Genomic DNA, 13,081 nt, shown 5'->3' on the forward strand with positions numbered 1-13,081 from the left:
GCTTCCTCGACAAATCAGCCCCACGATCAGAATGGCTAAGGGGATTTTCCGACTCGGCATCCTGCCTCGGTCGGAAAACGCCGCACGTCCCTGTGCGGCGCCCTTCGGGTCTAGAGACGCGCTCGGCCCTCCATTGCAAAGCAAGTGCAATCGGGAGTTTCGTCATGCATGACGACCTGCACGAACCGCGCTGGCTGCGCTGGGCGCTGATCACCGCCGCGGTACTGGTGATGGCCTTGCTGGTGGTGATGCCCTTGCTGATGGTGCTCGGTGCCGCCTTCGCCAAGGGCGTGGGCGTGTGGCTGGCCGCGCTGACCACGCCCGATGCGCTTGCGGCGCTCAGGCTGACCTTGTTCACCGTGGCGATAGTAGTGCCGGTCAACGCGCTGTTCGGCCTGCTCACCGCGTGGGCGGTGACGCGCTTCAATTTTCGCGGCAAGCAGTTGCTGTTGGCCTTGATCGATCTGCCGTTCGCGGTGTCGCCGGTGGTCGCCGGCCTGTGCCTGGTGCTGCTGTTCGGCTCGCAGGGCTGGTTCGCCTCGCTGCTCGCGCAGCACGACATCAAGATCCTGTTCGCGCGACCCGGCATCGTGCTGGCGACATTGTTCATCACGTTTCCGTTTGTCGTACGCGAGTTGATCCCGCTGATGCAGCAGCAGGGCGCCGACGAGGAGCTGGCGGCGCGTTCGCTCGGCGCCGGCGCGTGGACGATGTTCCGCCGCGTGACGCTGCCCAACATCAAGTGGGGCCTGTTGTACGGCGTACTGCTGTGCGCGGCGCGAGCGATGGGCGAGTTCGGCGCCGTGTCGGTGGTGTCCGGTCACATCCGCGGGCTCACCAACACGCTGCCGCTGCACATTGAAATCCTCTACAACGAGTTCGACAGCACCGCGGCGTTCGCTGCCGCATCGCTGCTGGCCGGGCTGGCGTTGATCACCCTGATCCTGAAGTTCTGGTTGGAAGCCCGCCATGGCGACGCCCTTGCACACTCCCATCGCCGACACTGATGCCACGCTGGCGCTTGGCGCCCCCGGCACGGGTTGGCGGGTCAGCCGCGCGCGTGCGGCTGCGATCGCATCCGCGCAGGTGACCGCGCCAGCGATCTTTGCGAAAGTCACAGCCGGGCCGCATTCGCGCCCGCAGCACCACAGCGCTGGAATGGACCTGCACATCCGCCAACTGAGCAAACGCTACGGCGCGGTCGCCGCGCTCGACCAGGTCGACCTGGACGTCGAATCCGGCGAGCTGGTCGCGCTGCTCGGCCCGTCCGGCTCCGGCAAGACCACGCTGCTGCGCGTGATCGCCGGCCTGCTGCATCCCGACGACGGTCGCGTGCTGTTCGGCGAGAACGACGCGACGCGGCTGAGCCTGCGTGAGCGCAACGTCGGTTTCGTGTTCCAGCACTACGCGCTGTTCAAGCACATGACCGTGGCCGAGAACATCGCCTTTGGCCTGCGCAGCCGCCCGCGCAGCCGGCGTCCGGACAAGGCGACGATCGCCCGCCGCGTCAACGAGCTGCTGGGATTGATCCAGCTGCCGGAGTTCGGCGGCCGTTATCCGGAACAATTGTCCGGCGGGCAGAAGCAGCGCGTCGCGCTGGCGCGCGCGCTGGCGATCGATCCCAATGTGCTGCTGCTGGACGAACCGTTCGGCGCGCTCGACGCCAAGGTCCGCGTCGAGCTGCGGCGCTGGTTGCGCAACCTGCACGAGCAGACCGGGCAGACCACGCTGTTCGTCACCCACGACCAGGAAGAAGCGCTGGAGCTGGCCGACCGGGTGGTGGTGTTGCGCGACGGTCGCATCGAGCAGGTCGGCACGCCCGACGAGATCTACAGCGCGCCGGCCTCGGCCTACGTGTTCGACTTCATCGGCCGCGCCAACGTGCTCGACGGCCACGTCGAGCACGGCCACTTCGTCGCCGGCGCGCACGCGCTGCATCTGCCAACCGACACCACCGACGGCGCCGCGCGCTTGTACGCGCGCCCGCACGATATCGCCCTGACTGCCGTCGACGAAGGCTTGCCGGCGCACGTGATCGCCGCGCACCGCCTGGCCGACCGCATCACCCTGGAGTTGCATGTGGACGGCCAGGCGCGCGCGTTTGAACTCGATTTCGTCGCAACGCCGGATCTTCACACACCCACGCCCGGAGACCGCATCGGCCTGCGTCCGCTGCGTTATCGCGTCTATCCGGCCTGACCCTCTCCCTACGTGCTTTATGCATGCACGGCACCTCGTCCCTCTCCCTTGCGGCGACCGAAGGGAGTGCAGGGCTGAGAGGGGCAGGCCGCCGAAGGCGGCCTGGGAGAGGGAGTGACGCCTTTGCCGCACCTGCCTCCAGCGCAAGCCCAGCGCGGCGGATCGATGCGTTCCGCACAACGCCGCCACGACCGTCCCCGACCACCAGGAGCGGGGGAGTAAACTGCGCGCCATGAGCAGCTACCCCTATTCCCGCCCGCGGCGGATGCGCTTTGATGAGTTCTCGCGCCGGTTGATGCGCGAGTCGGTCCTCACCGCCAACGACCTGATCTACCCGGTGTTCGTGCACGAGCGCGACGGCCGCGAGGCGGTCGCCTCGATGCCCGGCGTGGCGCGGCTGTCGATCGACGAGCTGCTGCGCGAAGCCGAGACCGCCAGCGAGCTGCGGGTGCCGGCACTGACGCTGTTCGGCGTGCCCGATACCGACAGGAAAACCGCCGACGGCGCGGTGGCCTGGAGCGAGGACGGCATCGTCCAACGCGCGGTGCGCGCGCTCAAGCAGCGCTTTCCCGACCTGGGCGTGATCACCGACGTCGCGCTCGACCCGTACACCACCCACGGCCAGGACGGCCAGCTCGACGACAGTGGCTACATCCTCAACGACATCACCGTCGAGGCGCTGGTCAAGCAGGCGCTATCGCACGCGCAGGCCGGAAGCGATGTGGTCGCGCCCAGCGACATGATGGACGGCCGCATCGGCGCGATCCGCAACGCGCTGGAAGAGGGCGGCCTGGTCAACACCCGCATCCTCGCCTACAGCGCCAAGTACGCCAGCGCCTTCTACGGCCCGTTCCGCAGCGCGGTCGGCTCGGCCGCGGCGCTGGGCAAGGGCAACAAGTACACCTACCAGATGGACCCGGCCAACTCCGACGAGGCACTGCACGAGGTTGCGCTCGACCTGGAGGAAGGCGCCGACATGGTCATGGTCAAGCCGGGCCTGCCGTACCTGGACATCGTGCGGCGGGTGAAGGACGAGTTCCGCGTGCCGACCTACGTCTACCAGGTCAGCGGCGAGTACGCGATGCTCAAGGCCGCGGCCGGCAATGGTTGGCTCGACGAGCGGGCGTCGGTGCTGGAGTCGCTGCTCGCGTTCAAGCGTGCCGGCGCCGACGGCGTGCTGACCTATTACGCGCTGGATGCGGCGCGCTGGTTGCGCGAGGCGCAGTAGCCACCTTTCACCGTCGTCCCCGCGCAGGCGGGGTGCTCTTGTCCGTCATTCCCGCGTAGGCGGGAATCCATGGACGTTTGTACTTTTAGCCGTCATCCCAGCGAAAGCTTGAATCCATGTTGTCCTTGTCTTCTTCCCTTGCCGAAGTCGAAGGCAGCGTCCTTGGATTCCCGCCTACGCGGGAATGACGGTCGGATGGTCCCTGAGCACGCTGTACGCCTTCACGGCTACCAACGCGGGCTCAGAAACACCCCACCTTCCCCGTCACCGCCGGCGCCTTCATCCGGTAGATGTCGTACTTGCCCGCACGCGGCGCCTTGGCCGCACCGGTGACCAGCAGCTCGCCGGGTTTGTTCCAGTCCAGCGCCGGCGCGAAGGTGATGCCGTCCTCGCTGTTGAACAACAGCTTCAGCGGCTGGACGCCGTCGTAGCGCCGGCCATCGCATTGGGCGACGAACAGGCGCACCGGCTGGTCATCGACGCTCTTCGAGCGCGCGAACACGATCGCCTCGCCGTCGCCGAGCCAGGCCGGGTCGAGTTCGTCGGCGGCGGTGTTCACGCCCGGCACCGGCCTGGGTGCAACGAAGGCCTTGCCGTCCCAATGCGCCACGAACAGGTCCTGACGGCCCGCGCCGCCGAAGCCGTCGCTGGCGAACAACAGGTGGCGACCGTCGCGGCTCGGCGTCGGCGCCCACTCGTCTCCGCGGCTGTTGACGCCGGGGCCGAGGTTCTCGGGCTTGCCGAAACCGCCGTTGGCCAGCACCGCGGCGCGGTACAGGTCATCGCCACCGACGCCGCCGGGGCGGTCGGAGAAGAAATACAGCCAACGGCCGTCGGCGCTGAACAATGGGTCGTAGTCCTTCGCCGGCGAATTGATCGGCAGTGGCCGCGCGTCCTGCCAGCGGCCGTCCTTCAGCGTCGCCTGCCACAGGTCGCGGCCACCGGGACCGCCTTCGCGGTCCGCGCTGCCCCAGACGATGCGCTGGCCGTCCGGGCTGACGCTGCCGCGGACCTCGCTGGCCTTGGTCGACACCACGCCCATGCCCTCGATGCCGAACTCGGACAGATACGCCGCCGCGGCCCCGCTGAACATGCACGCGCCCACTCCCAGCACCGGGAGTAGACTGAAACTCCAAAAGGCCGTTGCGCGTCGCATCGTGCGTCTCCTGTCTTTGTGGTGTTCAGTCTAGCGAGGGTCCGTCGTGTCCAATTTCGCCTCTGTCGCAAATCCGGCGCTGGTCAAACGCTACGCGGTGATCGGCCATCCGGTTGCGCATTCGCTGTCGCCGCGCATCCACGCCGCGTTCGCCAAGCAGACCGGGATCGCGCTCGAATACACCACGATCGACGCCGCGCCGGAACACTTCGACGCGCTGCTGGCCGAGTTCGCCGCCGAAGGCGGCCTCGGCGCCAACGTCACCCTGCCGCACAAGGCACGCGCGGCGGCAATCTGCACGCGCCTGAGCGAGCGCGCCCAGCGGGCCGGCGCGGTCAACACCCTGATCCGCACCGCCACCGGCTGGGAGGGCGACAACACCGACGGCGTCGGCCTGGTGCGCGACCTCACCGAGCGCCACGGCCTCGACCTGCGTGCGCGCCGCACCCTGCTGCTTGGCGCCGGCGGGGCCGCGCGCGGCGTCGCGGCGGCGCTGCTCGATGCCGGCATCGGCGACCTCTACATCGTCAACCGCACACCCGAGCGCGCCGACGCGCTGGCCGATGCGCTCGGCCAGCCCGGCCGCGTGCACCCGCGCTATTTCCGCGACATCGCCTCGATCGGCACCTTCGACCTGATCGTCAACGCCACCTCGGCCGCGCGCGACGCCGCGCTGCCGACCTTGCCGGTGGCGCTGGCCGGACCGCGCACCGCGGCGGTGGACCTGAGCTACGGCGAGGTCGCGATTCCGTTCCTCGCCTGGGCCCGCGCCGCCGGTGCGCACGACCGCATCGACGGCCTGGGCATGCTGGTCGAGCAGGCCGCGGAAAGCTTCCAGCGCTGGCACCACGTGCGCCCGGAAACCGACGCGATCTTCGCCGTGCTGCGCGAGCACCGCGCCGAACTGGTCACCGCCGACTGAGCGCAACCGCCCCGATGGATTGCCGCGCCCGCTGCGGCGCGTGCTGCATCGCGCCGTCGATCACCTCACCGATCCCCGGCATGCCGCACGGCAAGCCGGCGGGAATGCCATGCGTGCAACTGGACGACGTCTACGGCTGCCGGCTGTTCGGGCAGCCGTCACGGCCGGCGTTCTGCGCCTCGCTGCGGCCGTCGCCGGCGATGTGCGGCAGCACGCGCGAAGAGGCGCTCGATCATCTGGAACTGCTCGAAGCCCTGACGCGGCCGTAGCCGGCGTGGCCGCCGATCAACGCTGCAGCAGCGCACCGTCCTCGGCCATGCCCAGGTAACGGTCCTTGAGCCGCACGTAATGCTGCGCGCTGTAGTGCAGCTGCTCGATCTCGCGCTCGCTGAGCTTGCGCACGAAGCGCCCCGGATTGCCCAGCCACAGCTCAGCCTCGCCGACCTGCTTGCCCGGTGCGATCACCGCGCCGGCACCGACAAAACCGTAGCGATGCACGCGCGCGCCGTCGAGAATCCGGGCGCCCATACCGATCAGGCAGAACTCGTCGAGCGTGCAGGCGTGCAGGATCGCGCCGTGGCCGACGGTGACGTCGTTGGCGATCACCGTCGGCAGCCCGCCCGGACGGGTGAACGGTCCCTCGTGGGTGACGTGGACGATGGTGCCGTCCTGGACGTTGGTGCGCGCGCCGATGCGGATCGAATTGACGTCGCCGCGGATCACGCAGCCCGGCCAGATCGAGGCGTCATCGCCGAGGGTGACATCGCCGATCACCACCGCGGCCGGGTCGATATAGACCCGCTCGCCGTGGCTCGGAAACGCATCGAGGTAGGGGCGCATCGTCATGCGCGAATTTTACCCGCTTCCCGCGCCGTCGGTCCGTCGCCACGCCCATCGGCGGCGCATTCGGATCGGCCGCGCCGCCCCCCTTATGCGCCCGTTTCGCCCTTCCTCGGCGCCCCCCGACCGGGTCTACACTGCCGCGCATGGACATCACTGCCGACACGCCCTTGGACGAACTGACCGCCACCCGCGAGCGCCTGCGCCGCGCCTGGCAGGCGCGCAAGCCGGACTACGCGCAGCGCAGCGCCGACCTGGCGCGCCTGCGCGACGCCTTCCGTGCCCAGGTGCCGGCGATGGACGCGGCGATCCGCGCCGACTTCGGCCACCGCAGCGAACACGAGAACCTGCTGTCGGAGGCGATGATCACCCTGGCCGAGATCGACCACACGCTGGCGCAACTGCGGCGCTGGATGCGGCCGCGCCGGGCCGCGGTCGGCTGGCGTTTCTGGCCGGCGCGCGCGCAGGTGCGGCCGGAGCCGGTCGGCGTGGTCGGCATCCTGTCGCCGTGGAATTATCCGGTGAACCTGGCGCTGGTGCCCCTGGTCTCGGCGATCGCCGCCGGCAACCACGTCTACCTCAAACCGTCCGAACACACCCCGCATACCAGCGCCTGGTTGCGCGAGCTGCTGGCGCAGGTGTTCCCGGCCGACCGCGTCGCCGTGGCACTGGGCGGCCCCGAGCTCGGTGCCGCTTTCGCCGCGCAGCCCTTCGACCACCTGCTGTTCACCGGCTCGACCGCGGTCGGGCGCAAGGTGATGGCCGCGGCGGCACCGAACCTGACCCCGGTCACGCTCGAACTCGGCGGCAAGGCGCCGGCGATCGTGTGCGCGGATTTCCCGTTGCCACGTGCGGTGTCGCGCATCGCCACCGGCAAGTGGTTCAACGCCGGCCAGACCTGCATCGGCGTCGACTACGTGCTGGTCGACGCCGCCCGGCACGGCGCATTCGTCGACGCGATCCAGGCCGAGCTGCGCGCCCGTTACGGCGATTTCAACGACCCGCGCGACTACACCCGCATCATCAACGACGCCCAGTACGCGCGCCTGCGCGGCTACGTCGACGACGCGCGCGCGCGCGGCCTGACCGTGATCGAGCCGCTGACCGGTGACCTCGACGACGCCGCGCGTGCGCGCCTGGCCGCGCAGCGCATCTTCCCGCCGACGCTGGTGCTGGATCCGCCGGCGCAGGCCGAGGTGATGCGCGACGAGATCTTCGGCCCGATCCTGCCGATCGTGTCGTACCGCACGCTGGACGAGGCGATCGCACGCATCCACGCGCTCGACCGGCCGCTGGCGCTGTACCCGTTCAGCGATGACAACGCGGCCGTGGAGAAGATCCTCGCCCACACGCTGGCCGGTGGCGTCACCGTCAACGACACCCTGATGCACTTCGGCGCACGCGACCTGCCGTTCGGCGGCATCGGCCCGAGCGGCATCGGCGCGATCCACGGCCGCACCGGCTTTGACACGTTCAGCAAGCTGTTGCCGGTGTTCCGCCAGCGCCGCTTCGCCGGCAGCGACCTGCTCAAGCCACCCTACCGCGGCACGCTGGACAAGATGGTGCGCTGGCTGGCGAAGTAGTGGGGCTCGTCCACCTGGCGTGCCCGTGCTGGTGGGCACTCTGGCAAAGCGGCGGGCCTGCCTATCGCTTGCCGAGCAGGTCCGATCTGCCGGCGACCGTGCGTTTCCGCTTCTCTGGCATCGGCTCGGAGAATCCCGTGAACGCAGCGCCCAGCTCCATGTCACCCAGGGCGTAGGTGCGCTTGCCCCGCAGGCTGGCGATGCCATCCTGCCAGGCGAGCAGCATGCGTTTGCCGATCTCCGCGAAGCCAGGATGTTCAGCCATCGCATCACGGACCCGCGGCCCCACCTCGGCCATCGCCATTCCAATTCGCTCGACGATGTCGGCCTGCTCACGCGGCGGGAGTCCGAAGGTCGCGGCGATGAACGTCTGCAAGTGCTTGCCGGGGTCCCAGGACTTCTTGCCCATGAAGGCGATCGCGGGCGGATTGCGGGCGTAGTCGGGATACGCGGCGGTGGTGATCATGTCGTAGGCCGGCGCGAGGTGGACGTCGTCTCGCCGGGTGTAACGCAGGGCCACGTTCTTGGCGTGGCAATCCGCGTTGCGCAGCGCGTAGGTCAGCAGCAGCAACGTCGCCATCTGGCGGAAGACCTCGGCGCGGCTGGCGATCGGCACGTGGTCGCGCACGGCCTTGGCAATGCGCTCCCAGGTGGTTTCGTACTTTGCTGCTGGACGCAGGCCGAGCAAGGCACAGAAGTCCTCCATGCCCCAGTGACGCGCACCGTTCTCGTCGACATCGAAGCGATGGACGACCAACGCCTGGCCGTCACAGGACACTTCGGTCATCGCCGTGGACATCACCCGGCGGGTCACCTGCATGCACAGGTGCTCGTTCAAGGACACGAAGGGCAGGAGCCGTGACGAGCCTTTGATGATGTGCCGGTGGGTGAGCAGTGTGGTCTTCGTATGTCGGCCGACTGAGATCTTCTCGGCATCGCTGTCCAGGAACTTGGGCACCACGCCCGATACGCCACTGGCCGCGTGCTGGCGGACCAGTTCGGCGAAGGCTTCTTCAGAGTTGTCGCCCTGCAGCAGGCCGGCGACGTCGACAGGCTTGGCCGGCTCCTCCAGATTTGCCCCCCGCGTGGCCACCTGGATGCGGCCGATCATGTTGCGGCCGATCACCGACAACAGCGCCATCGGGCTGGCGCCGATGTGGGGGCCAAACTGCTCCTGCAGCGCCTGCAGCAGGTAGCCCTCGGGCAGGTTCATCTGGAAAACCGGGTGCAGGACATCGTCCCAAAGGTAGGCGTCGCGACGCACGCGCATGGTCAGGGAGACGAAGTCCTCGGGCGCCACGCCGTCGTGGTAACGCATCGCGCTTTTGAAGTCGCCGACCGCTTCGAGCGTGGCGACTTCGCGTCCGAGCACGTGGACAGACAGGCTCATGTATCGCCCCCGCGCTCGCGGCGAAGTTCATCCAATGAACCGGACGCCCCCATGTCGACGAACCGGAGCTCCATGCCGAGCACGGCCAGCACCGCCAGCAGCTTGCGTGAGCCGAACTCGGCCAGCTTGCCGCGCTCGAAGCGGGACAGCGCCTCCTGGGAGACGCCCGCGCGAGCGGCAACATCCCCTTGCTTCAAGCCCAGGGAGCGTCGCCGGGCCGCTACTGCTTCACCGAGCTCCAGCACTGTTTGCATTTGACTTATTTGTCAATAAATTCATTGTTTTTTGATTATTTGACATATACATCTAATTTTCAAGCCCCAGCACCGTCATGACACTGACGGGCAACCGGCAGGCATTTGCCCTGACCGGATCGATCTGGTTATACGCGCGGGGTATCAGATCCAGTTGCCACACGACAAAATGAATGGACCAACCGGATAGCGCACCATGAAAATCGCCAGCTGGAACGTCAACTCGCTCAACGTGCGTCTGCCGCACCTGCAGCAATGGCTCGCGGACTTTGCGCCCGATGTCGCCGCGCTGCAGGAGACCAAGCTCGAGGACGCGCGCTTCCCCGACGACGCGCTGGCCGCCGCCGGTTACCGCAGCGTGTTCGCCGGGCAGAAGACCTACAACGGTGTGGCGATCCTCTCGCGTGAATCCGCCCGCGACGTGCAGATCGGCATTCCCGGTTTCGACGACGGGCAGCAGCGCGTGATCGCCGCCACCGTCGGCGACGTGCGCATCGTCAACCTGTACGTGGTCAACGGCCAGGACGTCGGCACCGACAAGTATGCCTACAAGCTGCGCTGGCTCGAGGCGGTGCACGGTTGGCTGATCAAGGAGCTGTTGGCGCACCCGCGGCTGGTGGTGCTCGGCGACTTCAACATCGCCCCCGACGACCGCGATGTACACGACCCGGCGGTGTGGAACGACGAGCACATCCTGACCTCGACCGCCGAGCGCACCGCCTTGCAGAAACTGTGCACGCTCGGGCTGCACGATGCCTACCGCCTGCACCACGACGGCGCCGGCGAATTCAGCTGGTGGGACTACCGGCAGGCCGCGTTCCGCCGCAACCTCGGCCTGCGCATCGACCTGACCCTGGTGTCGGATGCGCTGCGACCGCACTGCGTCGCCGCCGGCATCGACCGCGAGCCGCGCACCTGGGACCGCCCCAGCGACCACGCGCCGGCGTGGGTCGAACTGGCCGGCTGACGCTGCCCGTCATGCCCAACAAAAAGGCCCGGCAATGCCGGGCCTTCTGCATTGCGCGGTGTGCGTCAGCGCACGCGGCCACGCCGGAACAGGTTGACGATCGCCAGCAGCACGATCGCGCCGACCAGCGACATCAGCAGTCCGCTCACGCTGAAGTTGCCGTCGTTGATCTCGCCACCGCCGATGCCGAGCAGGCCACCGAGCCAACCGCCGAGAAAAGCGCCGACGATGCCGACGATGACGTTCAGGAAGATGCCCTGCTGGCCGTCGGTCTTCATGATCAGGCTGGCCAGCCAGCCGATGACGCCACCGATGATCAGCCAAATGATGAGGCCCATGCTCGTGTCTCCTTGTCCATTCAGAGGATGAGAACGCAACAACCCCTGCGTGGGGCGTGGGCAGTCTGTACAGGCCGGCGTGACGGCGGTGTCAGAATCGCCGGGGCTACGGCTCGCCGTGCAGCATGGCCTGCAGCGCCTGCTGCGGCAGCTTGCCGGTCTCGTTGCGCGGCAGGGCGGCGACGCGGCGCAGCGGCCGTGGCAGGAACACCGGGTCCAGGCTCTGTCGCAGCGCGTGCAGGATCGCCGCCTCGTCCAGCGTCGGCGCCACCGCCAGCGCGGCAATGCGACGCACGCCGATCGCGTCTTGCGCATCGAGCTGGAACACCACGCCGTCCTCGACACCGGGTACGGCCAGCAGCTTGCGGGTGAGGTCGCCAAGCGACGCGCGCTTGCCGGCGATCTCGAGCAGGTCGGCGTTGCGGCCACGCAACTCGAAGCGGCCGTCAGCGTGGACCTCGATCAGGTCGGCCAGCACCACCGGCTCGCGCAGGTGCGGTGCGTGCACCGCGGTGCCGTCGGGTTGCGGCGCCACGCGCACGCCGGGCAGCGGCGTCCACGCCGACTCGCGCGCGGTGCGTCGGCGCGCGAACACGCAGGTTTCGGTGGAGCCGAACACTTCACGCACCTCGCAGCCAAACCGCGCCTCCGCGGTCTGCGCCAGTTCCACCGGCAACGGCGCGGTCGCCGAGACGATGCCGGCCAACGCCGGCAGCTGTACTCCGGACTCGACCAGCGCGCGCAGGTGCACCGGCGTGGTCACCAGCAGCGGCGGTCGCGGCGCCTGAGCCAGCGCATGGGCGACGTCATCGGGAAAAAACGGGCGGGCGGCATGCACGGCGACGTCGCCCAGCAGCGGCAGCAGCACCGACATCTCCATGCCGTACATGTGCTGCGGCGGCACGGTGGCGACGAGGTGGGTGACCTCGTTGTCGAGCAGGTCGGCGAGCGCGGCCAGATTCTGCCGCGTGCTGGCGCAAAAGCCGGCCCAACTCTTCGGGTTCGGGCGCGGCTGGCCGGTGCTGCCGGAGGTGAAGCCGATCGCGACCAGGGCGTCGGGGTCGATCGTCAGCGCCGCGCCGTCGGCTTGCGGCAGCCGTGTGGGCAGGCGCCAGGCCTGCGGCGGCAGCACCTCGTGGGCGTCGTCGGCCAGTGCGTAGCTGCCGGGGTGCTGGGCCAGCACCTCCTCCACCACGGCCGGTGCGCGCGACGACGGCAACAACGTGGTCTGGCCGCGCAGCGCGGCCGCGCAGAACGCCACCAGGAAACGGTAGCGGTCCTCGCACAGGTTGACCGCGTAGCGCGCGGCCGGCAGCAACGCGGCGACCGCGCGCACCTCGCGTGCGAAACGCGCGCGTGTGATCGCGCCGCCGCCGTCGAAGGCGATCGGCCGCTCCCCGGCACCGACCACCAGCGGCGTCTGCGGGCCGGCACTGACATTGGCAAGCGTGGATTCGATGACCGCGGACATGCTGTTTTTCCTGCGGCCTGGGCCGCCTTCCCCCTGCGACTAGATTACGCTGGCACACCCGGCCCCGGCCAAACCGGTCGTTCATGTCCCTGTCCGACAGTTCATCTGGCACCCCGGCCGTGTCGCCGGTCGCGCCGCTGCAGTGGGCCTGGCTGCCGCACCACCACGGCCGACCGGCGGAACCGCAGGCACGGGCCTGGCTGGCCGGGCAGCTCGCGGTCGACGCGGCCGCCTTGCCGCTGGCGCGCGACGCCCGCCAGCGGCCGTGGCTGGGCGCGCCGTTCGAGCGCCACGACATCAACTGGAGCCACAGCGGCGACGGCCTGCTGGTGGCGCTCGGTGACGGCGTGCGTGTCGGCGCCGACCTCGAGCGGCTGCGCCCGCGGCCGCGGGCGCTGGACCTGGCACGGCGTTACTTCGGCCCCGACGAGATCGACTGGCTGGCCGCCGCGGCCACCGCGCAGGCCCGCGACCACGCCTTCCTGCGCCTGTGGTGCGCCAAGGAGGCGGTGTTGAAGGCGCACGGCCACGGCATCGCGTTCGGCCTCGACCGGGTGCGCTTCGCCGAGCGCGACGGCCGGTTGCAGCTGGCCTACAGCGACAGTGCCCTGGGCGCTGCCGGCGACTGGTCGCTGCACGAGTTCGCGCCCGTGCCCGGCTACATCGCCGCGCTCGCCTGGCGCCCGCGTCGTTGAACCGTCGCTGCAACGACGGCCCTGCAACAGCGCGCATC

General features: G+C 69.1%; 14 protein-coding genes. 8 read left to right on the top strand and 6 right to left on the bottom strand.

Features of this window, described 5'->3' with window-relative positions; translation table 11 throughout:
- The first annotated feature begins 164 nt into the window (after window positions 1-164).
- The 3 genes from cysW (at window position 165) to hemB (ending at window position 3,427) form a co-directional block, all read left to right on the top strand.
- The gene (gene cysW / locus ACFOLC_RS06685; protein WP_386758440.1) at window positions 165-1,007 is read left to right on the top strand and encodes a sulfate ABC transporter permease subunit CysW; all 843 of its coding nucleotides are present in this window, start codon (window positions 165-167) and stop codon (window positions 1,005-1,007) included.
- Between the two features lie 151 nt (window positions 1,008-1,158).
- Entirely contained in the window at window positions 1,159-2,199 is a 1,041-nt protein-coding gene (locus ACFOLC_RS06690) for a sulfate/molybdate ABC transporter ATP-binding protein (protein ID WP_386758564.1), read from the top strand.
- Between the two features lie 232 nt (window positions 2,200-2,431).
- Window positions 2,432-3,427 carry a porphobilinogen synthase gene (hemB, locus tag ACFOLC_RS06695; protein WP_386758441.1) on the top strand — a complete coding sequence of 332 codons (996 nt, stop codon included), beginning with the start codon at window positions 2,432-2,434 and terminating at the stop codon, window positions 3,425-3,427.
- A 241-nt stretch (window positions 3,428-3,668) separates the two neighbouring features.
- Here hemB and ACFOLC_RS06700 read toward each other — a convergent pair whose 3' ends face one another.
- Window positions 3,669-4,520 (bottom strand): TolB family protein, encoded by an 852-nt coding sequence (locus tag ACFOLC_RS06700; protein ID WP_386758442.1) that lies wholly within the window; start codon window positions 4,518-4,520, stop codon window positions 3,669-3,671.
- Window positions 4,521-4,662: 142 nt separating this feature from the next.
- Between ACFOLC_RS06700 and aroE the strand changes: the two genes are divergently transcribed.
- Both aroE and ACFOLC_RS06710 read left to right on the top strand, forming a co-directional pair.
- Window positions 4,663-5,505: a shikimate dehydrogenase gene (aroE, locus tag ACFOLC_RS06705; RefSeq protein ID WP_386758565.1), complete on the top strand. Its 843-nt coding sequence runs from the start codon at window positions 4,663-4,665 to the stop codon at window positions 5,503-5,505.
- Between the two features lie 14 nt (window positions 5,506-5,519).
- Entirely contained in the window at window positions 5,520-5,774 is a 255-nt protein-coding gene (locus tag ACFOLC_RS06710) for a YkgJ family cysteine cluster protein (protein WP_386758443.1), read from the top strand.
- 16 nt (window positions 5,775-5,790) lie between these two features.
- Here the strand turns inward: ACFOLC_RS06710 and ACFOLC_RS06715 are convergent, their stop codons facing one another.
- Window positions 5,791-6,351, bottom strand: coding sequence for a gamma carbonic anhydrase family protein (locus ACFOLC_RS06715; protein ID WP_386758444.1), 561 nt, complete (start codon window positions 6,349-6,351; stop codon window positions 5,791-5,793).
- A gap of 146 nt (window positions 6,352-6,497) precedes the next feature.
- On the opposite strand from ACFOLC_RS06715, the gene ACFOLC_RS06720 reads away from it, so the two are divergent.
- Window positions 6,498-7,928, top strand: coding sequence for a coniferyl aldehyde dehydrogenase (locus ACFOLC_RS06720; protein WP_386758566.1), 1,431 nt, complete (start codon window positions 6,498-6,500; stop codon window positions 7,926-7,928).
- A 61-nt stretch (window positions 7,929-7,989) separates the two neighbouring features.
- On the opposite strand, the gene ACFOLC_RS06725 is transcribed toward ACFOLC_RS06720, so the two are convergent.
- Both ACFOLC_RS06725 and ACFOLC_RS06730 read right to left on the bottom strand, forming a co-directional pair.
- Window positions 7,990-9,318, bottom strand: coding sequence for a type II toxin-antitoxin system HipA family toxin (locus ACFOLC_RS06725; RefSeq protein WP_386758445.1), 1,329 nt, complete (start codon window positions 9,316-9,318; stop codon window positions 7,990-7,992).
- Entirely contained in the window at window positions 9,315-9,572 is a 258-nt protein-coding gene (locus ACFOLC_RS06730) for a helix-turn-helix domain-containing protein (protein WP_386758446.1), read from the bottom strand. Before ACFOLC_RS06730 ends, ACFOLC_RS06725 begins: the two co-directional genes overlap by 4 nt.
- Window positions 9,573-9,768: 196 nt before the next feature.
- Between ACFOLC_RS06730 and xth the strand changes: the two genes are divergently transcribed.
- Complete coding sequence (xth, locus tag ACFOLC_RS06735; protein ID WP_386758447.1) at window positions 9,769-10,539, top strand: exodeoxyribonuclease III; 771 nt, start codon at window positions 9,769-9,771, stop codon at window positions 10,537-10,539.
- A 65-nt stretch (window positions 10,540-10,604) separates the two neighbouring features.
- Here xth and ACFOLC_RS06740 read toward each other — a convergent pair whose 3' ends face one another.
- Both ACFOLC_RS06740 and ACFOLC_RS06745 read right to left on the bottom strand, forming a co-directional pair.
- Window positions 10,605-10,877, bottom strand: coding sequence for a GlsB/YeaQ/YmgE family stress response membrane protein (locus ACFOLC_RS06740; RefSeq protein ID WP_386758448.1), 273 nt, complete (start codon window positions 10,875-10,877; stop codon window positions 10,605-10,607).
- A gap of 106 nt (window positions 10,878-10,983) precedes the next feature.
- A complete protein-coding gene (locus ACFOLC_RS06745) occupies window positions 10,984-12,348 on the bottom strand; it encodes an AMP-binding protein (RefSeq protein WP_386758449.1) in 1,365 nt (454 codons plus the stop codon).
- Window positions 12,349-12,431: 83 nt separating this feature from the next.
- Here ACFOLC_RS06745 and ACFOLC_RS06750 point away from each other — a divergent pair, with 83 nt between their 5' ends.
- Entirely contained in the window at window positions 12,432-13,043 is a 612-nt protein-coding gene (locus ACFOLC_RS06750; protein ID WP_386758450.1) for a 4'-phosphopantetheinyl transferase family protein, read from the top strand.
- Window positions 13,044-13,081 lie beyond the last annotated feature (38 nt).

The sequence above is a fragment of the Lysobacter cavernae genome, assembly GCF_042648505.1.
In the GTDB taxonomy this organism is placed as follows: domain Bacteria; phylum Pseudomonadota; class Gammaproteobacteria; order Xanthomonadales; family Xanthomonadaceae; genus Lysobacter_L; species Lysobacter_L cavernae.